Origin of the sequence: Ochrobactrum sp. S1502_03 (genome assembly GCF_044435015.1) — a bacterium.
GTDB lineage: Bacteria > Pseudomonadota > Alphaproteobacteria > Rhizobiales > Rhizobiaceae > Brucella > Brucella chromiisoli.
Genome location: NZ_JAYEXN010000002.1, coordinates 82,826 through 105,425 on the forward strand (window position 1 = coordinate 82,826; position 22,600 = coordinate 105,425).

Below are 22,600 nucleotides of genomic sequence, written 5' to 3' on the forward strand. Positions count from 1 at the left end.
ATCAGCCCTCGCGTTTCTTCAGACGTGGATCGAGCAGATCGCGCGCTGTATCGCCCAGAAGGTTGATGGAAAGGATGCACAGCGACAGCAGCAGGCCCGGCCAGAAGATCAATGATGGCTTGAGCTGGAAGTAAAGCCGGCCCTCGGCCATGATGTTACCCCATGTTGGAATTTCGGTTGAAACACCGGCTCCGAGGAACGACAGAATTGCTTCAGTCAGGATTGCAGAGGCACAAACATAAGTGGCCTGAACTGTCAGCGGCGCCAAGGTATTCGGCATCAGATGCTGCCAGATAATTTTTGGTGTGGAAGAACCAAGCGAAAGCGCTGCTTCAATGTAAGGCTCTTCACGCGCCGAGAGCACGATGGAGCGTACCAGACGCACCACGCGCGGAATTTCCGGAATGGTGATGGCGGCAAGAACAGAACAGATGCTCGGACCGTTAAGCGCAATCAGCGCGATGGCAAGCAGGATTGAAGGGATTGCCATCAGGCTGTCCATGATGCGCATGATGATGGCATCTGCAAAGCGGAAGAAACCGGCAATCAGGCCAATGAACAAGCCAAACAACACGCTTATAATGGCCGCGCCAATACCGATGAGCAGTGAAACCTGTCCACCCATCAGCACACGTGACAGGAGATCACGGCCATAACCATCAGTGCCCAACGGATAGGTGTCGGTTGGAGGCTTGAGGCGTTGCAGCGCATCCATGCCCATGGGATCATGGGGGACAATCCATGGCGAAACCAGCGTTATGGCAACAATCACAATCAGAATGATGGCAGCGACCACCGGGCCAATTCCGAGCCGCGTTGCCTTGGAAAAGGATAAGGTATTGAGCAGCCATTGCAGGCGTGCTGCCGGGCGGGGTGAGGCTGACATCAGTAACGGATCCTTGGGTCGAAGAGGGTGTATGAGAGATCAATCAGCAGATTGACAAACACGTAGAGCGCACTGGTGAGCAGGATCATGCCCTGAATAACCGGATAGTCGCGCGCAAGCACTGCATCCACGGTCAGACGTCCAATGCCCGGAATGTTGAAGACGCTTTCGGTCACCACCACACCGCCGATAAGCAGGGCAAAGCCGGTACCGATCACCGTCAGGATTGGAACGGCTGCATTGCGCAATGCATGGTGAAAAAGCACCACTTTCTCGCGCACACCCTTCGCACGCGCTGTACGGATATAATCCTCACCAAGCACTTCGAGCATCGATGCGCGTGTCATGCGCGCAATCAGTGCCACATAAATGACAGCGAGCGTGAAACAGGGCAGGGCTGCGCGTGATAGAAACTTGCCGAAATTCTGGGATGGAGCCGTGTATCCCTGAACCGGGAACCAGCGTAGCTCAATAGAGAAGAACTGGATGAACAGATAGCCGATCACAAAAACTGGTATTGAAAAGCCCAGAACCGATAGGGTCATGACACCATAATCGATCCAGCTCCGATGACGCCATGCCGCAAGAATGCCAAGCGGTACAGCGATGACAACCGAGAGGACAATTGTCAGCACGGCGATGTTGAGCGTTGGCCAGATGCGCTGCCCAATCATTGTTGTGACCGACGTTCCCGAGATCAGCGATGTGCCGAGATCGCCCTGAAGCAGATGGCCGAGCCACGTTATAAACTGCACATGAAGTGGCAGATTAAGCCCCAGTGATTCACGGATGCGGTCCAGTTGCTCGGTCGTTGCGGCATCACCCGCAATGATTGCCGCCGGATCGCCGGGCGTCAGACGCAAAAGCAAGAAAACAAAGATCGCGACGATTGCCATCACCGGGATGACGGCAAGAATGCGACGCAGGATGAAACCGAACATCGAGTTGTCCTTGTCGGAAATTAGTCAAAGGGGTGTGAAGGTTGTAAAATGTAAGCAACGCTACGTTCACACCCTTGTCTGATTTTGTGAGGCGGCAGTTCTTAACGATCAGAACGCGCCGCCTGTCTGGTGTCCGCCGCTTTTATGCAGCCGTTGCAAAAGCCTATTCGGCCTTCTTCACGTTCCAGAAAACCTGCACCGGCGACATGACCATGTCTTCGAGAGCCTTGCTGCGTGCATGTGGCGAATAGAACTGGCCCAGCGGCAGGTAGCTCACAGTATCCATCGCATGGACCTGAATTTTCTTCGCAACTGCTTTGCGTTCCTCAGGTGTCGTCGCGTCAATGAATTCCTGACGCATGACTTCGATTTCATCGTCTTTCGGCCAGCCGAACCACGCCTGATCGCCGCGGCCATTGAGCATCGGGCTGATGAGCGGATTATCAACTTCCGGCACGATCCAGTTTGTGAAGAACAGGTTCCAGCCGCCTTCGCTTGGCTTGCCCTTATTGGCACGGCGCGTGACGACGCTTTGCCAATCCATTGGCTGCATATCCACAGTGAAGCCTGCTGCTCGCAGAGCCTGTGCAGCCACGATAGGCTGGGAGGCAATGACACGAACGTCGGTCGGCTGAAGAATGACGACAGGTGTGCCGTCATAGCCTGCTTCTGCAAGAAGCTTTTTTGCGCCTTCAATATCACCACCGTTCACAAGCGTCTCACCGCCCGTTTCATCACCCAGTGGTGTTCCGCAGCCGAAGATCGCGCCGCAGACTTTGTAATATTCCGGGTTGCCGACGATGTTGGCCAGAAAGTCTTTCTGGCTCAGTGCCTTAAGAGCCGCCTGACGGACTTTTTTGTTATCAAAAGGTGGGTATTTGAAGTTCATGCGGCCAATGGCCTGATAACCCAGATCATCGCGCAGTTCGATTGCAATATCGTCACTGGTCTCAAGGATCGGAAGCAGATCGACAGGGACCTGATCAATGAAATCGACTTCGCCAGACATGATCGCGTTAACGGCGGTCTGGGAGTCTGCCATCGTGACCCATTTGACTTTCTCGACATTGACTTTTTTGCCACCGGCCATCCAGCTTGGTGGCTCATCGCGCGGTACATAATCCTCAAACTTGACATAGCTCGCACTTACGCCCGGCTGAAATTCTTCAGCCACAAATTTGAATGGACCCGATCCGATATGCTCGGTGATTGCGGTATCTGCCGGTGTTGCCGCGATGCGCGCAGGCATGATGAAGGGCGGAAGTGCAGACTGCTTGGCGATGGTATCAAGAAGCGGCGCGAAGGGCTCGCTCAATGTCCAGACAATGGTTTTGTCGTCTTTTGGTTCAAGACTTTCCGTCAGCTTGAAGATCGTTTGCCCACCGGAATCACGCTGGCCCCAGCGTTTGAGCGATGCAACGGCATCGGCGGCAGTGACAGGCGCGCCGTCATGGAACTTCAATCCGTCGCGCAGTGTAAATGTGTAGGTCTTTTTATCATCGGAAACGGTCCAGCTTGCCATTTGTGGCTGTGGCTGAAACTTGTCATCAACGGCCACAAGCACGTCATAAATCATATAAGCATGATTGCGTGTGATATGCGCGGTTGTGATGACCGGATCAAGAACCCGCAGCCCCTCCATGACTGCTGTGATTGTCTGCGCCTGTGCTGGCAAGGAAAATGCAGCAGAGCTGGCGAGCAGTACGGCTGCCATTCCTGCGAGAGCAGATCTGAACCTGTTTAAGCTGCGCTTTGGCTGCGCTTTCGCTTTCCATGAAGGCTGAGAGTTCTTTTCATAAAACATTGTTTTTCCCATTTGCAGATGATGTTCCGTTGTTTTTTCTGACAGCGTTAAGGCTGCCTGGTGGCTTTGACATCCAACCTTTTTGCTCGCGTCGAAATTCAGATGTGTTTCGCGCATTTTTTCCTCCTCCAATCCACCCGTCAGTCACTCCTCATGATTGACATAAGTATCGTTAGGCAATACGGTAGTATTGCTATTGACGATAGCTGGCATTTTGATAGGGTGTCAAGGGGATTTGAAGGAGGGGCTATGCGCGATGTTGAAAGAGTGGAATACGGAGTGCGTCCGGTTCCGGAAACAGAGGCGGAGGATCCGCTGTTCGTAAACGCCATAGCGCGGGCCATGCAGGTGCTTTCTGCTTTTCACGGAACCAGCAAACCGCTCACCCTCAACGAGATCGCAAAAATATGCGGAATGGGCAAAAGTGCCGTTCAGCGCATCGTTCATACCTTGCGCCAGCAGGGCTATATCGAACGCGATCCGAATGATCGGGGGTATGTACCCGGTATTCGTATTCTCGATCACACACTGGATTATTTGCGGCTTAATTCTGTGATCGTTCGCGCGCTGCCATCGCTGCTTGAGTTGCGGCGTGATGCGAGTGAGCGCGTCGATTTGAGCGTGCGCGACAATCTCAGACTGGTCTATGCTCTTCGCTTGCAAAGTAAACGCGAGGCTTTCTTCGCAACCCTTATCGGTAACAGTGTGCCTCTTTATTGCACGTCAGGCGGACGGGCGGTCATGGCGCAGTTGAGCGACGACGAGGTGAATGAAATCATCGAGCGGTCCAATCGACGAAAGTTTACGCCGCGCACGATCACCGATCCTCAGGCTATCTGGGAGAAGGTGCTGGAAGCGCGCGAGAATGGTTATGCGCTTGCATCGGAAGAGGTTTTGCAGGGCGAAATCGCGATTGGAGCGGCCATTCGTGGTCCTGATGGGCGTCCCGTTGCAGCGCTGCATGTGGGCGGTTCACTGAGCGAATGGAACAAAGAAACATTCTCCAGCCATTTCGCGCCATTGGTTATGGCGGCGGCGGGAACAATTAACCGGCTTTGACTGGGGTTAACCCCAGTTTTCGATGCGTAGTTTCGATCCATCGGAGAAGCGCGAAATATGGAACGGGGATGGATCAACGACTGGCGTTTCGCCGGTCACTATATCGGCCACCAGTCGCCCTGCTCCGGGGCCAATGCCAAAGCCATGCCCGGAGAAACCCGTTGCTACAATAAGACCATCAATGCCGGGCAAGGGCGAGATGACCGGAATAACATCTGGCATTGTGTCGATCAGTCCTGCCCATTCCTGTGCGATTTGAGCGGAAGCGAAAGACGGAATTGCTTGCTTGAGTTTGGTCAGCACTTGCGCATTGGCAGCGCGATGCGGCTCTGGATCAAGGATACGAATTTTTTCAAAGATGGAAGTTTGATCAGCCGGGCGAAGTTTCCATTGAAAAGCCTCTTCAAAGAACCGTTCGCCGAAACGAAAGCGCAATGAGCGCCATTCGGTTGAGAGTGACGGGATGAAATCCCGGAAGAAGCGGAAACTGTCGGGCACGATGTCGGCTATCGAGCCGCCAAGACTGGCAATCGTATAGCCGCCATCAAGGCGTTTGCGCAGCGCAAAGTCGGAAAACGCGATCGCCGGATCGATACCCGCATCAATGGGCGCAGTTCGGAATACGGATGAACGGACTTTCAACTGCGGAAGATGCGCATCAAAGCCTGACAAGATCAGTCGCGACCATGCGCCGCCGGCTACGACAATCGCTTCACAAGCAACGCGGCCTTTCTCGGTTAAAACCGCTGAAACCCGGCCATTGGTGGTTTCGATGCCGCGAACAGCACAGTTCTGCATAATAACAGCGCCCAGTTCCTGCGCTTTTGCGGCAAGCGCTGGAACCGCTTTTTGTGGTTCGGCGCGCCCATCAAGTGGCGTAATCATGCCGCCTTTGAGCGAACGCTTGAGCCCCGGTACAATGTCCGTTGCCTGCTTGCTGCTGAGAAGTTGTGTCTCAATACCATGTTCGCGCGCAATCCTGATCCACTGATCATAGCGCTCAACGTCCTCTTCTTTTTCGGCAGTATAAACAATGCCTGTCACGCGAAAGCCTGTTTCGCGCCCGGTATGTTCATTCATTGTTTCCCAAAGGCGCATGCTCTCGACGATCAGCGGCAGTTCGCGGCTGTCGCGACCTGTGCGGCGGCACCAGCCCCAATTGCGGCTTGATTGCTCACCCGCAATCTCGCCCTTTTCGAACAATGCGACAGGAATGCCGCGTTCTGCCAGAAAAAGCGCGGTTGAAACCCCTATCACGCCTGCACCGATGACGGCGACCTTCGTTTCCAAGGGCAAACGTTCAGCGGTTGTCACTTTGTCGGTGATTGGCCCCATGGTGCGTCTCCTGTCATGCAAATATGTTGGGTGCAGCATTGCGTGATTTGCGAGCTTATTCAACTGGATAAGGAGGCAAATTATTCTCATCGTCAGTGTATTCTGGCAAATGCCTGACGTAATTTCTCTTGTTTTATTGGCAAAGACGTTCAACTCGTTTTATATGCGCTTTGATGAAAACAGGACTCTCGGCCTCTTCTATGGATGCACGCACGCAACAAGACATGAAGCTACAGTACGAAACGGCCCCGGCACTGACACTTTCAGGCATTGGGCGTCAGTTCGGAACGGTGCGTGCGCTGGATCATATTTCGCTCGATGTGCAGCCGGGAGAGATTATCTGTCTGGTGGGGCATTCCGGTTGTGGAAAGACTTCGCTGTTGCGGATTATCGCCGGTATCGACGCGCCCGACGAAGGCCAATTGATCATGGGTGGGCGCACTTTGGTTGGTCCTTCGGTTTTTGTTGAACCGGAAAAGCGCAATATCGGGGTGGTCTTTCAGGACTATGCCTTGTTTCCGCATCTGACAGTGCGGGAAAATGTAATGTTTGGCTTGCGAAAGCTGCATAAGGACAAGGCGCTGGCGCGGGTCAATGAACTGTTGGATCTTGTCGGTCTTTCAGCCATGGCCGAGCGCTATCCCCACATGTTGTCAGGCGGCGAGCAGCAGCGTGTGGCCCTTATCAGGGCGTTGGCGCCCAAGCCCGATCTGCTGTTGATGGATGAACCTTTTTCCAATCTTGATCGTGGTTTGCGCGCGCGGGTTCGCAGAGAAACCATGGCGCTTCTGCGCGCGCTTGGCACACCGGTTATCATCGTCACACATGAGGCCGAAGAAGCGCTTTCCACAGGTGACCGGGTTGTTTTGATGCGCTCTGGCGAGATTGTGCAGCAAGGTCCGGCCCGGGATCTGCATGATCATCCGAGCAGCCGTTATGCTGCGGATTTTTTCTGTGATTTCAATGCGCTTGAGGGCGTGGTTCGCGGTAACGTTATCGAAACGGCAATCGGCGAGGTTAATCTGCCAAAGGATCGTTTGTTAACGGGGAATGTGCTGGTTTATGTCAGGCCACGTGACATCGCGATTATTTCCGATGATGCGCCCGATAGATTGCGCGGTTATATCGAAACTCGCACCTATCTGGGTGAGACGGAAGAACTGCTGATCAATCTCGTTGATCGTAAAGAACGGGTGCGTGTGCGTAACCAACATCATCTGCCTGAGAGCACAACGTCTGTCCGTGTGCGTGTCGATTGGGACAAAGCACTGGTATTTGCAAAATAATGAGTGAATTTATCATATTTATTGCCCCGCAAGATTGACCCTGCAAAATGCAGCCAATATATTCCGATTGCATCACATATAGTTCCAAATGAACATATTTTATCGGAGGTAATATGCCCAAGATCGCGCGTGCTGGACTGGCTCTTATGGCTGCGACGTTTCTCTCAGGTGCTGCAAATGCAAATGAGGTGAATATCTATACAACGCGTGAACCAGGCCTGATTCAGCCCTTGCTTGATGCCTATAAGGAAAAGACGGGAACAACCGTCAATACCGTGTTCCTTAAAGATGGTCTTGCAGAACGTGTTGCTTCGGAAGGTGATAAATCCCCAGCCGATATTCTTATGACGGTGGACGCAGGCAATCTTGTCGATCTCGTTGACAAGGGATTGACGCAGGCAGTTGATTCCCAGACGCTGAAGGATGCTGTTCCTGAACAGCTTCGCGATGCGAACGGCAACTGGTACGGCCTGTCGATGCGCGCGCGTGTGGTCTATGCGGACAAGGATCTCGAACTGGACCAGATTAACTATGAAGACCTGGCCGATCCGAAATGGAAAGGCAAGATCTGCATCCGTGCCGGTCAGCACCCTTATAATACGGCGCTGATTGCGGATTATATTGCGCATCATGGCGCAGAAAAGACCGAAGAGTGGCTGACAGGTCTCAAGGCCAATCTGGCGCGCAAGGCTGCCGGTGGTGACCGTGACGGCGCCAAGGATATTGCTGGCGGAATTTGTGACATTGCGGTTGCGAATTCCTACTATGTCGGACTGATGCGGTCAGGCAAGGGTGGCGATGAGCAGAAGACATGGGCCGATAGCATTAAGGTCGTTCTCCCAACGTTCAAGGATGGCGGAACACAGGTCAATATCAGCGGTGCAGCCGTTGCCAAAAACGCTCCAAACAAGGAAGAAGCCGTCAAGCTTCTTGAATACCTCGTTTCGGACGAAGCTCAGCAGCTTTATGCAAAGGCCAATTACGAATATCCTGTGAAGCCGGGTGCTTCGGTCGATCCGATTGTCGAATCCTTCGGCGAGCTGAAGATCGATCAGGTTCCACTTTCGGAAATTGTTACCCACCGCAAGCAGGCCAGCGAACTGGTCGACAAAGTTGGTTTTGACAATTAAAAGTCGATTACTGTTGTAAACACGACGCCGGTGCACATCCTTGCGCCGGCGTTGTAATATGAGGAAAGCATGCCGCAAACAGCGCAAGCCGCATCGTCATCCCTGCCTTATCGGACCCGCTCCGGGCGCTGTTGGCTGTGGCTTTCCGGTCTGATTGCGCTGCTTGTTTGTCTGCCGGTGCTAGCGCTTATAACGGAAGCGTTCAGAGGTTCTTCCGGTTTGTGGGGCCATCTTTTCTCGACGATTTTTGCCTCTGCTTTCAAAGACACAGTTATTCTGCTGGTGGGGGTCGGGCTTATCACGGCGTTGGTTGGCACATCCACGGCATGGCTTGTGACGGCTTATGATTTTCGCGGACGTGGCATGCTGGAATGGGCGCTTTTGCTGCCGCTTGCAGTGCCGACTTATATCGTCGCCTATGCCTATCTCGATATTCTGCATCCCATTGGCCCCGTGCAAAGTGCAATCCGCTTTGTGCTGGGTTTTGATACGCCGCGCCAGTTTCGTCTGCCTGATATAAGATCAATGACCGGTTGCATCATTCTGCTGGGCTTTGTTCTTTACCCTTATGTTTATATCCCGACCCGCGCGATGTTTCTCACGCAGTCGGCAAGTTTGATCGAGGCTGCTCGCACCTTGGGCGTGAGCCGGAGAGGAATTTTCTGGCACGTGGCGCTGCCGCTCGCGCGCCCTGCGGTTGCAGTGGGGGTAAGTCTTGCCCTGATGGAAACACTCAACGACGTTGGTGCTGCCGAGTTTCTTGGCGTGCGTACACTGACAGTTTCGATCTATACGACCTGGGTGACGCGCTTTGATCTGCCGGGTGCGGCACAACTTGCGCTGGCGCTTTTGCTGTTGGTTGTTGCCCTTGTATCTGTTGAGCGCTGGGCGCGCCGCAAGCAGCGCTTTTCATCCAATATTCGCCATTCGCGCGGGTTTGAACCACTCAAAGTAACCCCACTCAGAGGTCTATGGCTGGCGGTGCTTTGTGCTCTGCCGATCATCATCGGCTTCATCATGCCTGCGACCTATCTGGTCATCGAAGCAATTAAACGTATGCGCTTTGCAGGCATCTCACCGCGCCTTGCGGGAGAAGCCTTTAACACGGTCATGCTCGCGTCTACCGCAACCATTCTGGTGCTGTTATTGGGTGTGATGGTCGCTTATGCAATGCGGCTCTTTCCCGGTGCTGCATCGCGCTGGTTTTATCGTTTTTCCACAATGGGCTATGCGGCCCCCGGAACGGTGATCGCAATCGGCATTATGATTGTTTCGGGCGCAGTTGATCGGTTGTTTGATCAGGTCTTTGGTTATCTGTTCGGACTATCAACCGGACTGCTGCTCATTGGCTCAGGTGCTGCAATTGTCTATGCCTATGTTGCGCGGTTTCTGGCGATTTCTGCGGGTGGCATCGATGCGGGACTCGAGCGCATTCCACAATCACTTGATCAGGCGTCGCGTAGTCTGGGGCGCGGTGTGACGGCCACATTCTATCATGTGCATCTACCGCTTTCCAAGACTGCAATCGTGGCGGCGGGATTGCTGGTCTTTGTGGATTGTGTGAAGGAGCTGCCTGCAACCCTTCTGTTGCGTCCGCTTAACATTGAGACATTTGCCACGCATCTTTATGGCGAGGCCGCGCGCGGCACTTATGAAGAAGCTTCTGTTGCGGCGCTGGCAATTGTTGTGGTCGGCATCCTTCCGGTTATTTTGTTGGCTCGTGTCGGTCGCCGACTGGGGCGCGCTCATTGATAGCTGTGGAAGCTCTGCAATATCAAATTGTTACAATATTGTTATGTGCCGTGGCTTTAACAGCGCGTTACATACCCTTTTCCAAAGTCTTGAAGCTTAAAAACCCAGGACTATCAAAGGTTTTGAAGGGGAACGGCATCATCTTCAAGTCAGATAGATCAATGATTTCAACACGATATTTCGCGTGATCGCAATAATATGTGACTGTATTAAAGCGCGGTTTCCATGCTTCTACCACTTTGACGCCACAAAGCGAAAGCTGAATGGCCACATGGAAACAACGCCGGGGATTTGCAGGCAATAGCCATTCGGGCTGGTCTTATAAAATCCCGGCATGACTTGGATGATGAAAACAATGCTGGATACGCAACACTGGCTCCCGGTCGAGTTGCTCAATATTGGTTTGGCTGCCGCCGTTTTCTTCGCTTGCCTTGTTCACTCTTTGTGGAAGGCGGTCTTTGATGAACTCAACCCCGTTTTCTGGCGTCGCACCGCTGCGGTTCTCTGGGCGGGTGTCGTTATCGTTGCTTTGAGCAGCGGAATAGAAAGTTTCAACTGGCCACAGGTCATTGGCTGGATGATGGTGGCGGGCGGCGTTGCTGCGACGACCATTCGCACCGGCATGAGCTATTATCGCCAGTATTCGGCGCATAATGGTCGCCGTACAAAACTCACACATTCTCACACGTCTGGACGGTGATAGCCATGTTTGCAAAGACTGTTCAAATGCCTTTGCGCCAGCACCGTCCGCGTAGTCTGCGTTCGTTCTTTATCCGCGCTTTTGGTTCTGCACGATCCCGTAAATATTCGTTGAGCGCGCTCCAGAGCGGCAGTAGCCCAAAATAGGGCCTTCGGCTTCGGCAATTGCTGAAGCCATATCGTCGACATTTTCCTGCGTTAGCTGGCCGCCGATCACTGGAATATAATAGGTCTTGATGCCAGCCTTTTCAGCAACTTTTGCAACTTCGGCAAAAGAAGGCTGATCCTCGCCGCCTTCGCCATCGGGACGATTGCAAATGATCGTCTGAAAGCCTTCGGCCGCAATATCACGCACGTCATCCGGCGTGATTTGGCCTGTGACCGAATAGTTGTCGTCGATCTGGCGAATATCCATTCTTTTCCACCTAAAAATGAGCTGCGTCTTTTTCAGACCTTCTGAGGTTAGCTGATATAGCTTGTTTGCAAGGTGTATCGCAAGGGTTGAGCATGTTGCTTCAAAGTCGTTGAGGTGTGGCCCGTAAATGCTATGACAGAGGGTGAGTTTGCATGTGTTTGCGGGGAGAGCAATGATGATACATAAAATCAGCCAGAATTTGCCGCGTCTGACACGCCGACACTCCAATTATCAAGAAAGTGATCGTGAGGTACCTGAAGAGGTTCCGATTGCGATGAGCTACAATGGCTCCACACAGGCCGTAATGATGGCAACACCCGCTGATCTTGAAGATTTTGCCGTCGGCTTCAGCCTGACGGAAGGTATCATAAGTCAATTTTCGGAAATTGAGGATCTGAATATCGAAGTGCTCGATAAAGGCATTGATATTCAGATGCGACTGGTTGATGCGCGCAATGAAATGCTCACAGCCCGGCGCAGATTTATGGCCGGTCCTGTTGGGTGCGGCTTGTGTGGTATCGATTCCATTGATCAGGCCATCCGCCCGCTTGCCGGAATTGAAACACAAACAATGTTTGAAGCGGTTTCGGTCATCGCCGCAGTGAGTGAACTCGGCCGTTTGCAGCAATTGAATGCGCAGACTCATGCAGTGCACGGCGCTGGTTTCTATGTGCCGGGTGAGGAGCTTTTGATGGTTCGCGAAGACGTTGGAAGGCATAACGCGCTCGACAAACTGATTGGTGCATTGGCACGCGAAAATATATCTGCCAGCAAGGGTCTCGTCGCGCTGACAAGTCGTGTTTCTGTCGAAATGGTTCAGAAGGCGGTTATTCTTGGTGCGCCGCTGCTTGCTGCGATTTCAGCGCCCACTGCACTTGCTATTCGCACGGCACAAGCAGCCAAACTGACACTCGTCGCACTGGTGCGCGGCGACGATTTTGATGTCTACACCCACCCAGAACGCATCATCACTGAATAGCCGACCTCGCATTTGCAGGGTCGGCTGTCTTTTTAGGGGCATATGGTTATTGGAAAACCAACGCTCACGGTTTCGCACTCTGCGTTGGATTATACCAATGCTTCGATACGGGCGCGCTCACTGACGATCTGCAACGCTGCATGTGCAGCTTCGACACCCTTCACCTTGAAATGGTTGAAGAAGAAGTCGTGATGCTCCTTGCTGTCGTGATAATGATGCGGCGTGAGCGAAACGCTGAGAACCGGAACTTCGGTTTCGAGCTGCACCTGCATCATGCCATTGATGACGGCAGTGGCGACGAAGTCATGGCGATAAATACCGCCATCAATCACAAATGCAGCACCAACAATCGCCGCATAGCGGCCTGTCTTTGCAAGTGTTTTTGCGTGAAGCGGAATTTCATAAGCGCCGGGAACGTCGAAGACTTCGACTTCCACGTTGCTGCCGGTCTTGGCTTTGAGTTCAGCGATGAAGCTTTTGCGTGCTTCATCGACAATATCGGCGTGCCAGCGCGCCTGAATGAAGGCAATTTTGAAGGATGTCTTGTTCGGATAGCTCTGGTTCATAGGTTCCTCACGAAACTAGAATCAGGGCGCACAAAGGAACGCAAACCCGCGCGCAAGCCGAGTTTAACGCTCTTTCGCTCTCTTCCATCCGGACTTTAACCGTCGGCTCCGGCATCTCACCGGATCTGCTGACCCTGAAATCTTTACCCAAAAGGTTTTGGTTTCAGGCGCTCGCGGGCTCGAAGATCGCTCTTCATACCGCCGGTGGGGAGTTTCACCCCGCCCCGAGAACAAACCCGCACACCATTGTGCAGGTGAACGGAAATTATGCATTCTGATCGCGAATGTCCAGCCATATCACAGGAAATTTATACGCGTGCCTGAGTATCGCGGCGTTGATTTTTCTGCATTTTGACACCGAGATGAAATGTTGGCGCACGAAATGGACTTGAGGGGGTAAATGCCTCATTTTTCAACATTTTTTGGTTGTTTTTTTCAGCTGATGTCTTTCTTGCCTGCTCTATTTTGGGGTTGTCAGAGGAAATCTTATTGACACATATCGGGTGCATGAGCCTATGCTAGGGGCATATGTTGTCTTACGTTTATTTTTTCGGTCAAAAAAGACAACGTTGTCAATCGCAGGTGGAGCTGCGTGAATTACAGTGGGATGGAGGTCTCAAAACAGAGTGAAGGCTGTTGCGGGTGTGCGGGGCAAGGCTTCCGTAATCATCCGGCGTGTTTTGTTTTATGGAGTTCTACGGGAGGTAGACATATGCATAAATTTTTTAAAATAGCCGCAATGGGTACGGCAGCATGCGCAATGTTTGCTGCAATGGCACCGGTTGCAAATGCGCAGGACAAGCAGAACGTTGAAGTTCTGCACTGGTGGACCGCAGGCGGAGAAGCTGCGGCTCTTGATGTTCTCAAAAAAGATCTTGAGAGCAAGGGTATCAGCTGGACAGATATGCCAGTTGCAGGCGGTGGTGGTACGGAAGCTATGACCGTTCTGCGCGCCCGCGTTACCGCAGGCAATGCGCCAACTGCCGTTCAGATGCTCGGCTTCGACATTCGCGATTGGGCCGAGCAGGGTGCGCTTGGCAATCTTGACGAAGTTGCAGGCAAGGAAGGCTGGGACAAGGTCATTCCAGCGCCTTTGCAGGATTTTGCGAAATATGACGGTCACTGGATTGCTGCGCCCGTGAATATCCATTCCACAAATTGGATGTGGATCAACAAAGCTGCTCTCGACAAGGCCGGTGGTAAAGAGCCGACCAATTGGGACGAACTCATTGCACTTCTTGATAATTTCAAGCAGCAGGGCATTACGCCAATCGCCCATGGTGGTCAGCCTTGGCAGGATGCAACGATTTTCGATGCGGTTGTGCTTTCTTTCGGGCCGGATTTCTACAAAAAAGCATTCATTGATCTCGACCCGGAAGCGCTGGGCAGCGATACGATGAAGCAGGCGTTCGATCGCATGACCAAGCTGCGTTCCTATGTGGATGACAATTTCTCCGGTCGTGACTGGAACCTTGCTTCGGCCATGGTCATCGAAGGCAAGGCTGGTGTTCAGTTCATGGGTGACTGGGCAAAGGGCGAATTCGTCAAGGCTGGAAAAAAGCCCGGCGAAGATTTTGTCTGCATGCGTTACCCCGGAACGCAAGGCGCAGTAACCTTCAACTCTGATATGTTTGCTATGTTCAAGGTTGCTGAAGACAAGGTCCCAGCACAGCTCGAAATGGCCTCGGCTATCGAAAGCCCGGCATTCCAGTCGGCTTTCAACGTGGTCAAGGGATCGGCTCCTGCACGGACTGACGTGCCGGACACCGCTTTCGATGCCTGCGGAAAGAAGGCAATCGCTGACGTGAAGGAAGCGGCTGAAAAGGGCACGATGCTCGGTTCCATGGCCCATGGCTATGCAAACCCGGCTTCGGTGAAGAACGCCATTTATGATGTTGTGACCCGTCAGTTCAACGGTCAGCTTTCTTCTGAAGACGCTGTCAAGGAACTGGTCTCCGCTGTTGAAGGCGCAAAGTAAGTAAAAGTGAGCGCCCGGCACGTCCGGGCGCTGTCTTTCCAAGCATGACAATTCATTGAACTTTTGGCGGATTTTTCGCTGAATAAATTCATTGCAGTGAACGGCAGACAGAAATGCCGTTGAAACAATAGCCCGCATCAAGAGCGCCGCGATTGAACGGCGCCGGGTGCGCAGCGCAGAAATGGGTGGCGCAGACATGAAGCGTAACAGCCGACTACAGGAACTGGTGCCCAAGCTGGTTCTGGCGCCGAGCTTTTTGATCGTTCTCGTCTTTGTATATGGTTTTATTATCTATACGGGCGTTCTTTCTGTCACCAACAGCCGCATGTTGCCCTCTTATGGCTTCGTTGGTCTGTCGAATTACCAAAAGCTGTGGGCCTTGCCACATTGGTGGCGTGCCGTCACAAATCTCGCGATCTTCGCATCGCTTTACATCATTATCTGTTCGGTCATTGGCCTGTTTCTGGCCATTTTGCTGGATCAGAAAATCCGTGGCGAAGGTTTTTTGCGCCCGATCTATCTCTATCCGATGGCGCTTTCCTTTATCGTTACCGGCACCGCTTGGAAGTGGTTTCTTGATCCGGGCATTGGACTTGAACACACGATGCGGCTATGGGGCTGGGAGGGTTTTACCTTCAACTGGATCAAGAGCAATACGATGGCGATCTATTGCCTCGTGATTGCGGCGGTCTGGCAATCCTCAGGCTTCGTCATGGCGATGTTTCTTGCAGGCCTGCGTGGCGTTGATAATGAAATCATCAAGGCCGCGCAGATTGATGGTGCTTCAACGACAACGATTTATCGCCGCATTATTATTCCGCTGATGCGCCCGGTCTTTCTGTCAGCTTTCGTGGTGCTCGCCCATCTTGCGATCAAGGCCTATGATCTTGTGATTGCATTGACGGGTGGTGGACCGGGACAGGCAACTGAACTGCCTGCAACTTTCATGTATTCCTATACTTTTACCCGCAATCAGATGGGTATCGGTGCGTCATCAGCAATTATCATGCTGGTGATGATTTTCTCGATCATCATTCCGTATCTTTATTCCGAATTGCGCGGAGGCTCACGCTCATGAGTGTCCAGACCCAGGAAAATGCGATCAACAGTGGTAAGCTTACACGCGCCCTGATTTATTCGGCGCTGCTGCTGTTTGCGATCTACTACCTGTTGCCGCTTTATGTGATGCTGGTGAATTCATTCAAACCGCTGGAAGAAATTCGTCAAGGCGGCATGTTGAGCTTGCCGCAGCAGTGGACGGTTGAACCATGGCTTTCGGCATGGTCGACTGCACAGATCGGGGTGCAGCCGACCGGCCTCAAGCCATTTTTTATCAACTCAATCCTGATGGTTGTGCCAGCGGTTGCGATCTCAACAGTCGCGGGCGCTTTGAACGGCTATGTGCTCACAAAATGGCGCTTTCGCGGTTCAAACATCTTCTTTGGATTGCTGCTGCTCTCTTGCTTCATTCCGTTTCAGATTGTGCTGATCCCGATGGCACGTGTGCTTGGCATGCTCGGCATTGCAGGCACAATATGGGGTCTGATCCTCGTTCACGTGGTCTATGGTATCGGCTTTACAACGCTCTATTTCCGCAATTACTACGAGGCATTTCCGACCGAGCTGGTGCGGGCTGCGCAGATTGATGGAGCAAGTTTCTTCCAGATTTTCTGGCGCATTCTTCTTCCATCCTCAGGCCCGATCATTGTCGTCTCGGTTATTTGGCAGTTCACCAATATCTGGAACGACTTTTTGTTCGGTGCTTCTTTTTCAGGCGCACATTCAACGCCTATGACGGTCGCACTCAACAATCTCGTTTCCTCCTCCACTGGCGTCAAGGAATATAACGTTCACTTTGCAGCAGCCATTCTGGCCGCTCTTCCGACGCTGATCGTTTACATCGTTTCCGGGCGCTACTTCGTGCGCGGTCTGATGTCCGGTGCCGTTAAGGGATAAGTCTCATATGTCATTTTTGAAAATCTCCAATCTCTACAAGGCCTATGGCAGCGTCTCCGTGCTCAAGGACATCAATATCGAAATTGAGGAAGGCGGATTTCTTGTGCTGGTTGGCCCTTCGGGTTGCGGCAAGTCCACTTTGCTCAACACGATTGCCGGTCTTGAGCCCATTACGTCTGGTGATATTTCGATTAATGGTCGCTCAGTATCAGGTCTGCATCCTTCGCAGCGCGATATCGCGATGGTGTTTCAATCCTATGCGCTTTATCCAAACATGACCGTGGGCGGCAATATCGCTTTTGGTATGGAAATTCGCAAAGTACCGAAGGCTGAACGTGAAAAGGCCATTCAGGAAGTCGCCGATATTCTGCAAATCGGTCATCTTCTTGATCGCAAACCAAGCCAGCTTTCCGGCGGTCAGCGTCAGCGCGTTGCGATGGGGCGCGCTCTGGTGCGCAACCCGCAGGTCTTTCTGTTCGATGAACCCTTGTCAAATCTTGATGCCAAGCTGCGTGTCGATATGCGTACAGAGATAAAGCGTTTGCATCATCGCATGAAGACCACGATCGTTTATGTCACGCATGATCAGATCGAAGCGATGACGCTTGCAAGCAAGATTGCGGTCCTCAAGGACGGAATCTTGCAGCAGTTCGGGACGCCCGCCGAAATTTATAACAATCCCACCAATATGTTTGTTGCCGATTTCATGGGCTCGCCTGCCATGAACCTTCTTTATGCGAGCGTCGAGAAAAATGGAGAGGAGCTTGCCATTCTGCTCAAGCAGGGCGACGGGGAGGTCTTGAAGCTCCCTGTCAAGAATGCGCCGAAAACTCTTGTTGATCATGTCGGCAAGGAAATCATCTTCGGCATCCGTCCAGAAGCGTTGACCGATCCCGATGGCGCGGATCGCAATGCGCGTTCTGTTGTCGAAGGGAATTGCCTCATTGACGTGGTCGAACCTGCTGGTTCCGATACTTTTGCAGTGACGCGCATCGGTGGAAAGCAAGTGGTTGCGCGGTTGCGTGCGGATGCGCGGATTGATGCCGGGCAGCGCTCACCGCTTGCGTTTAATCTGGATAAGTCGGTGTTTTTCGATCCAAAGAGCGAAGAGCGTATTCGGTAGTCATGACAGTCACACACTTTGAGCTTTTGCAGGCAAATCCCTGGAATGGCATTCGCGGCGACTGGATCTGGGACGGCGCATGCAGGTGCGTATGACCATAATGAAATTCTGAAGAAGAAACTGCTTAAGGGTGTTTGCACGACATCTATTCTCGGATCGTAGCGAGAATAGAAATCAGTCGGGTAGAGTGCTTTCCCCGCGAAGGCGGCTCCCACTTTTCCGCGGCATGCTTTACAAATGAAAAGAGTGTTCCTGCAAATTGCAGGAACACTCTTTTAAGACTTGCCTGGAGGGCAAATAAAACTTCACGGACGCAGCGGTTATCGCAGAAAGTCCAGCCCAAGAAGACCAATTGCCAGCGCTGTATTCAACGAAATGATCATCATTCCATAAACGATGGCTGTTCTTGTAATGTCATTCATTTTCTACCTCCTTGAACCGCGACGCCTCCACATCGGATTCTAAAGCACGAGAACTATAACGAAATGTAACAGCCTGTTACGCGATGCGCAACCCATTTTACACAAATGTGAACGAATGAAAGATTGCGTGAGGTGTCTTTGAACATGCTGCCAACATGCCGTGCGCTGAATCGGACGCTCTATCTCTTTGTTTTTACATATTTCATTATGGGGAAGCGGTTGCCACTTTTCATCGCAAGGCTCTTGCGTGTAAATTATCCTATACTCACCGCATTGTTACATACAATTGCTTGGAAAATTTCGAGTTCTCTATAAATAAAGCGCGTGAGACAATTATTAATGGCAGTATTTAAGTAACTGCTTTTATTCGGATTTAGTCGTGAACCGCATCGTTCCTCTCGTGCTGGCAATTGCTCTTTTCATGGAGCATATGGATTCGAATGTTATTTCTACATCGCTTCCCGCCATCGCTGCTGATATTGGCACAAGCCCAATCGCTTTAAAGCTGGCATTGACCGCATATCTGGTTTCGCTTGCGGTGTTCATTCCGGTCAGCGGATGGATGGCTGATCGATTCGGCGCGAAAAACGTGTTCAGAGCGGCAATTGCGATATTTGTGGTTGGTTCTGTGGCATGTGCTGCTTCAAACTCGCTTGCTGCATTTGTCGTGTCGCGTTTTCTGCAAGGGATGGGCGGTGCAATGATGACGCCTGTGGGGCGTCTGGTGCTTGTGCGCTCAACTCCGCGAAGTGAACTTGTGTCTGCGATGGCGTGGCTGACAGTCCCAGCAATGGTTGGGCCATTGGTTGGCCCCCCGGTCGGTGGCTTCATTACAACCTTTTTCTCCTGGCACTGGATATTTCTGATTAATGTGCCGATTGGAATATTGGGTATCGGGTTTGCGACCCGTTTTTTGCCGGACAATGACGAGCGCATTTTAAAGCCACTCGACTGGGCCGGCTTTTTGCTCTCTGGTATTGCAATGTCAGGGGTGGTGTTTGGTTTGTCTGTTGTAAGCTTGCCAGCGCTGCCTCCGGTGATCGGTCTGATCATCGTTGCTATTGGACTGGCCTCGACGATTGGCTACATTATCCATGCGCGGCATAACGAACATGCACTTCTCAATCTGAAACTCTTCGACAATCAGGTGTTTCGTTCGGCTGTTCTGGGCGGCAGTGTTTTCCGCTTTGGCATTGGAGCAATTCCCTTTCTGCTGCCGCTCATGTTCCAGCTCGGTTTCGGCATGACGCCGTTTCAGTCCGGCATGATGACGTTCGTTTCGGCCATTGGCGCTATCAGCATGAAATTTGGTGCCAGACGCGTTTTCAACCTGTTCGGGTTTCGCCGAACCCTGATGTATGGTTCACTGATTTCAGCATTTTTCATTGCAGCCAATGGGGTTTTCTTCCCCGATATGCCTTATGGTTTAATTATTGGGTTTCTGCTGATTGGTGGTTTTTTCCGTTCGTTGTTTTTCACGGGCGTAAATGCGCTGGCTTTTGCGGAGATCCCGGATGACAAGACCAGCCAGGCAACCCCCATCACCGCAGTCGCGCAACAGGTTTCCATTGCTCTTGGCGTGGCTCTTGCAGGCGGTATTCTGGAAATGAGCACGGGTTTGCGTGGAAAAGGGCTGGAGCTGGCCGACTTCCATATCGCGTTTTTCGTGGTTGCCGCTGTTTCCGCGATGGCTTTCTTCTGGTTTGTAAGGCTCTCACCCGATGCAGGCCATGAATTATCCACGCCTGTTACAAACAGAAAAAAGACCCGCGAAGCTGTTGCAGCCGAAGCTGCGGACAGCATTGCCGGAAAATAAAGTCAGCCTTTAAAATCGCGGGCCAGCAGATAAAGCTCGACAGATTCCGCACGCGACGCTGGCGGCTTGATGTGGTGTACGGATTTGAATTTCTGTTTCAGCATGGCCAGCAAATCGTTTTCGGTGCCACCCTGGAACGTTTTGGTGAGAAAATGCCCGCCCGGTTTCAGCACGGAAACTGCAAAGTCTGCCGCAACTTCGCACAGATGGACGGTGCGAAGATGGTCGGTACGACGGTGCCCGGTGGTGGGCGCTGCCATATCGGAAATGACCAGATCTGGCTTGTCACCCAGCGATTCCATAAGTTTGTCGGGAGCGGTATCATCGAGAAAATCCATCTCAAGCAAAATGACGCCGGGCAGTGGATCAACATGCAGATAGTCAATGCCGACAACCAACGGGTTTTCATCGGTTGAGCCAACAATTTTGGCGGCAATCTGCGACCAGCCGCCGGGGGCTGCACCCAGATCGATAATACGCTGGCCCTTTTTCAACAGGTCATAGCGATCATTAATCTCAATGAGTTTATAAGCTGCACGTGAGCGATAGCCGTCCTTCTTTGATTTGTGAACGTAAGGGTCGTTGAGATGTCGCTCCAGCCAGCGACGCGACGATTCCTTGATGGTCCCGGCTTTTTTCTTCACGCGAACACGAAGATTGCTTGTGCCAGCGCCACCGCGTCCGCCGGTTTTCGTGCCGCCCTTGTTTCCGCCTGCTTTGCTCATCTTTAATGCCTGTTTCTTAAGTCGGGTTTGCCGCCGGTCTTGGCGATCTGAGCGCGGTTATGGCGCCAGGCACCGTCACGCGACATGAGTTCGGTCAATATGCCTTCGCGCAAACCGCGATCAGCAACAAGAAGTTTTTCACTCGGCCATACATTGCGAATGGCATCAAGAATAGCACAGCCAGCAAGAACGAGATCTGCGCGGTCCGCGCCAATGCAGGGATTGGCAACGCGGGCGTTGAAATCCCATGACAAAAGGCGGCTCGTCATCTGTGTAACGTCATCGGAATTCATCCACATGCCATCCACCCGACGACGATCATAGCGTTCAAGCCCAAGATGAATGCCTGCAAGCGTCGTAACTGTGCCGGAGGTGCCCAGAAGATGAAAACGCGGGCTGGTTGCAAGACTGCCAAGGCAATGGCGTTCGGAAAAACTGGATAACAGCTCCGTTACATGCTCCACCATTGCGTTAAAACTTGCTTCCGTGACATCGCGTCCTCCAAAACGCTCGGCAAGCGTAACCACGCCGACCGGAAGTGATGTCCATGCCATGATATGCTCGGCCAAACGGGGCGAGCGACGCTGCGATATGTCGATTAAGGCAATTTCCGAAGAACCGCCGCCAATATCGAACAATACAACCGCTTCCGTTTCGCGCGCCACAAGGGTTCCACAGCCCGACACAGCAAGGCGCGCTTCTGTCTGACGATCAACGATCTCCAGCTCAAGCCCTGTTTCCTGACGAACGCGATTAAGAAACGCCTCGCCATTTTCCGCTGCCCGACAGGCCTCGGTCGCGATCAGGCGGGACCGCCTGATCTTGCGTGCCGCAAGTTTATCCCGGCAGATTTTGAGCGCATCAATCGCGCGCTGCATGGCATGCTCGCTCAATCGACCTGTTGCGCTCAAACCTTCACCAAGACGGACGATTCGTGAAAATGCGTCCACCACGCGAAACTGGCCGGGACGGGTAGGTGACGCGATCAGAAGGCGGCAGTTGTTGGTGCCAAGATCAAGTGCTGCATAAAGTGGCGCTTCCTGCACATTGGCGCGCAAGGTGTGTGCACCAGCATTGTAGCGCTTGGGCGGCTGGACTGCGGCGCTGTCAGAGCGCGGAGCAGTGCTTTGTGCCTTCGTTGCGTTGTCAGTGTGCGCGGGTGCTCCCGCTTGCTGACGTGCCTGCTTTTTCTTGCGGGCGCGTCGGCGACGATTCGATAGCTTTCCAGCGGGTTTGCCTTCGGCAGATTTTGCGTCAGCCCCGGGAGGGGCTGCAACAGCCAGCTTTTGCACAGGCGTCTGCGCATCACGAGAAGCCTTGCCGCGATTGCGGCGGCGCGCGCGTTTACGCTGGCTTTGAGAGCCCTTGTTTTCAGTGTCTGAGCGTCCTTGTTCGGAGGCGCTGGATGCCTTGCCGACTTCTGGAACGGCTTGCTTGCGCTGTTTGCGCTTGCCGTTCTCGGACGGATTCCGGGTCTGTGTATTGCCCGTTTGTCCGCCGGACGCCCCTTGTTGCGCCAATCCTGCAGGGCGCTCCTCGGGGTTTTTCAAGGTTTCTATCCTTATGGCGCCGCGCGAACCTGAAAGGACGCAAGCATGGCGCTTCAATTTTTACGTTGTGCTTAATGTAGCAGTGCTTTGGACATTTACCAAGGGGCAGGCAGGAAAGTGGTGTTGGAAAATCGATAAAACCGCGAATGAATTTAAAATTACTTATAGGACAAAGGGC

Annotated in this window: 19 protein-coding genes and 1 riboswitch; of the genes, 11 read left to right on the forward strand and 8 right to left on the reverse strand. The window is 52.7% G+C overall.

The features are described 5' to 3' along the window. Window position 1: 1 nt before the first annotated feature. From VBH83_RS02445 to VBH83_RS02455, 3 genes are all read right to left on the reverse strand, one after another. The gene (locus VBH83_RS02445) at window positions 2-886 is read right to left on the reverse strand and encodes an ABC transporter permease (RefSeq protein WP_396996156.1); all 885 of its coding nucleotides are present in this window, start codon (window positions 884-886) and stop codon (window positions 2-4) included. Further along, window positions 886-1,827: an ABC transporter permease gene (locus tag VBH83_RS02450; protein ID WP_265984027.1), complete on the reverse strand. Its 942-nt coding sequence runs from the start codon at window positions 1,825-1,827 to the stop codon at window positions 886-888. The genes VBH83_RS02445 and VBH83_RS02450 overlap by 1 nt, the downstream gene beginning before the upstream one ends. Before the next feature lie 163 nt (window positions 1,828-1,990). Beyond that, window positions 1,991-3,541, reverse strand: a complete 1,551-nt coding sequence (locus VBH83_RS02455) for an ABC transporter substrate-binding protein (protein WP_265984468.1) — start codon at window positions 3,539-3,541, stop codon at window positions 1,991-1,993. 339 nt (window positions 3,542-3,880) lie between these two features. Between VBH83_RS02455 and VBH83_RS02460 the strand changes: the two genes are divergently transcribed. Continuing rightward, window positions 3,881-4,690, forward strand: a complete 810-nt coding sequence (locus tag VBH83_RS02460; protein WP_265984028.1) for an IclR family transcriptional regulator — start codon at window positions 3,881-3,883, stop codon at window positions 4,688-4,690. Window positions 4,691-4,696: 6 nt separating this feature from the next. Here VBH83_RS02460 and VBH83_RS02465 read toward each other — a convergent pair whose 3' ends face one another. Next, window positions 4,697-6,025 (reverse strand): FAD-binding oxidoreductase, encoded by a 1,329-nt coding sequence (locus VBH83_RS02465; protein ID WP_265984029.1) that lies wholly within the window; start codon window positions 6,023-6,025, stop codon window positions 4,697-4,699. Between the two features lie 200 nt (window positions 6,026-6,225). Here VBH83_RS02465 and VBH83_RS02470 point away from each other — a divergent pair, with 200 nt between their 5' ends. From VBH83_RS02470 to VBH83_RS02485, 4 genes are all read left to right on the forward strand, one after another. Beyond that, complete coding sequence (locus VBH83_RS02470; protein WP_265984470.1) at window positions 6,226-7,311, forward strand: ABC transporter ATP-binding protein; 1,086 nt, start codon at window positions 6,226-6,228, stop codon at window positions 7,309-7,311. A gap of 113 nt (window positions 7,312-7,424) precedes the next feature. Continuing rightward, a complete protein-coding gene (locus VBH83_RS02475) occupies window positions 7,425-8,441 on the forward strand; it encodes a Fe(3+) ABC transporter substrate-binding protein (protein WP_265984030.1) in 1,017 nt (338 codons plus the stop codon). A 69-nt stretch (window positions 8,442-8,510) separates the two neighbouring features. After that, the gene (locus tag VBH83_RS02480) at window positions 8,511-10,193 is read left to right on the forward strand and encodes an iron ABC transporter permease (RefSeq protein WP_265984031.1); all 1,683 of its coding nucleotides are present in this window, start codon (window positions 8,511-8,513) and stop codon (window positions 10,191-10,193) included. 334 nt (window positions 10,194-10,527) lie between these two features. Further along, window positions 10,528-10,893: a hypothetical protein gene (locus VBH83_RS02485; protein ID WP_265984032.1), complete on the forward strand. Its 366-nt coding sequence runs from the start codon at window positions 10,528-10,530 to the stop codon at window positions 10,891-10,893. Window positions 10,894-10,962: 69 nt separating this feature from the next. Here the strand turns inward: VBH83_RS02485 and VBH83_RS02490 are convergent, their stop codons facing one another. Beyond that, on the reverse strand, window positions 10,963-11,307 hold the full coding sequence (locus tag VBH83_RS02490; protein WP_265984033.1) for a TIGR01244 family sulfur transferase: 345 nt from the start codon (window positions 11,305-11,307) through the stop codon (window positions 10,963-10,965). Between the two features lie 172 nt (window positions 11,308-11,479). Between VBH83_RS02490 and fdhD the strand changes: the two genes are divergently transcribed. Next, the gene (fdhD, locus tag VBH83_RS02495) at window positions 11,480-12,286 is read left to right on the forward strand and encodes a formate dehydrogenase accessory sulfurtransferase FdhD (RefSeq protein ID WP_265984034.1); all 807 of its coding nucleotides are present in this window, start codon (window positions 11,480-11,482) and stop codon (window positions 12,284-12,286) included. 89 nt (window positions 12,287-12,375) lie between these two features. Here fdhD and VBH83_RS02500 read toward each other — a convergent pair whose 3' ends face one another. Continuing rightward, a complete protein-coding gene (locus VBH83_RS02500) occupies window positions 12,376-12,852 on the reverse strand; it encodes a 6,7-dimethyl-8-ribityllumazine synthase (RefSeq protein WP_265984035.1) in 477 nt (158 codons plus the stop codon). A 72-nt stretch (window positions 12,853-12,924) separates the two neighbouring features. Further along, window positions 12,925-13,088, reverse strand: a riboswitch (FMN riboswitch). Window positions 13,089-13,564: 476 nt separating this feature from the next. Between VBH83_RS02500 and VBH83_RS02505 the strand changes: the two genes are divergently transcribed. From VBH83_RS02505 to VBH83_RS02525, 5 genes are all read left to right on the forward strand, one after another. Continuing rightward, complete coding sequence (locus tag VBH83_RS02505; RefSeq protein ID WP_265984036.1) at window positions 13,565-14,830, forward strand: ABC transporter substrate-binding protein; 1,266 nt, start codon at window positions 13,565-13,567, stop codon at window positions 14,828-14,830. Between the two features lie 196 nt (window positions 14,831-15,026). Continuing rightward, window positions 15,027-15,908, forward strand: coding sequence for a carbohydrate ABC transporter permease (locus VBH83_RS02510; RefSeq protein ID WP_265984037.1), 882 nt, complete (start codon window positions 15,027-15,029; stop codon window positions 15,906-15,908). Next, window positions 15,905-16,786, forward strand: coding sequence for a carbohydrate ABC transporter permease (locus tag VBH83_RS02515; protein ID WP_265984038.1), 882 nt, complete (start codon window positions 15,905-15,907; stop codon window positions 16,784-16,786). The genes VBH83_RS02510 and VBH83_RS02515 overlap by 4 nt, the downstream gene beginning before the upstream one ends. A gap of 7 nt (window positions 16,787-16,793) precedes the next feature. Further along, window positions 16,794-17,909: an ABC transporter ATP-binding protein gene (locus tag VBH83_RS02520; RefSeq protein WP_265984040.1), complete on the forward strand. Its 1,116-nt coding sequence runs from the start codon at window positions 16,794-16,796 to the stop codon at window positions 17,907-17,909. Between the two features lie 801 nt (window positions 17,910-18,710). Further along, a complete protein-coding gene (locus VBH83_RS02525) occupies window positions 18,711-20,147 on the forward strand; it encodes an MFS transporter (RefSeq protein WP_396996162.1) in 1,437 nt (478 codons plus the stop codon). Window positions 20,148-20,149: 2 nt separating this feature from the next. Here VBH83_RS02525 and VBH83_RS02530 read toward each other — a convergent pair whose 3' ends face one another. Further along, complete coding sequence (locus VBH83_RS02530; protein ID WP_265984042.1) at window positions 20,150-20,872, reverse strand: RlmE family RNA methyltransferase; 723 nt, start codon at window positions 20,870-20,872, stop codon at window positions 20,150-20,152. Window positions 20,873-20,874: 2 nt separating this feature from the next. Next, window positions 20,875-22,422 (reverse strand): Ppx/GppA phosphatase family protein, encoded by a 1,548-nt coding sequence (locus VBH83_RS02535; protein WP_265984043.1) that lies wholly within the window; start codon window positions 22,420-22,422, stop codon window positions 20,875-20,877. Between the last annotated feature and the right edge of the window lie 178 nt (window positions 22,423-22,600).

Coding starts and splice junctions, on each gene's coding strand:
- VBH83_RS02445 (WP_396996156.1), bottom strand. CDS start 886: ATGTCAGCCTCACCCCGCCCGGCAGCACGCCTGCAATGGCTGCTCAAT.
- VBH83_RS02450 (WP_265984027.1), bottom strand. CDS start 1,827: ATGTTCGGTTTCATCCTGCGTCGCATTCTTGCCGTCATCCCGGTGATG.
- VBH83_RS02455 (WP_265984468.1), bottom strand. CDS start 3,541: ATGGCAGCCGTACTGCTCGCCAGCTCTGCTGCATTTTCCTTGCCAGCA.
- VBH83_RS02460 (WP_265984028.1), top strand. CDS start 3,881: ATGCGCGATGTTGAAAGAGTGGAATACGGAGTGCGTCCGGTTCCGGAA.
- VBH83_RS02465 (WP_265984029.1), bottom strand. CDS start 6,025: ATGGGGCCAATCACCGACAAAGTGACAACCGCTGAACGTTTGCCCTTG.
- VBH83_RS02470 (WP_265984470.1), top strand. CDS start 6,226: ATGGATGCACGCACGCAACAAGACATGAAGCTACAGTACGAAACGGCC.
- VBH83_RS02475 (WP_265984030.1), top strand. CDS start 7,425: ATGCCCAAGATCGCGCGTGCTGGACTGGCTCTTATGGCTGCGACGTTT.
- VBH83_RS02480 (WP_265984031.1), top strand. CDS start 8,511: ATGCCGCAAACAGCGCAAGCCGCATCGTCATCCCTGCCTTATCGGACC.
- VBH83_RS02485 (WP_265984032.1), top strand. CDS start 10,528: ATGACTTGGATGATGAAAACAATGCTGGATACGCAACACTGGCTCCCG.
- VBH83_RS02490 (WP_265984033.1), bottom strand. CDS start 11,307: ATGGATATTCGCCAGATCGACGACAACTATTCGGTCACAGGCCAAATC.
- fdhD (WP_265984034.1), top strand. CDS start 11,480: ATGATGATACATAAAATCAGCCAGAATTTGCCGCGTCTGACACGCCGA.
- VBH83_RS02500 (WP_265984035.1), bottom strand. CDS start 12,852: ATGAACCAGAGCTATCCGAACAAGACATCCTTCAAAATTGCCTTCATT.
- VBH83_RS02505 (WP_265984036.1), top strand. CDS start 13,565: ATGCATAAATTTTTTAAAATAGCCGCAATGGGTACGGCAGCATGCGCA.
- VBH83_RS02510 (WP_265984037.1), top strand. CDS start 15,027: ATGAAGCGTAACAGCCGACTACAGGAACTGGTGCCCAAGCTGGTTCTG.
- VBH83_RS02515 (WP_265984038.1), top strand. CDS start 15,905: ATGAGTGTCCAGACCCAGGAAAATGCGATCAACAGTGGTAAGCTTACA.
- VBH83_RS02520 (WP_265984040.1), top strand. CDS start 16,794: ATGTCATTTTTGAAAATCTCCAATCTCTACAAGGCCTATGGCAGCGTC.
- VBH83_RS02530 (WP_265984042.1), bottom strand. CDS start 20,872: ATGAGCAAAGCAGGCGGAAACAAGGGCGGCACGAAAACCGGCGGACGC.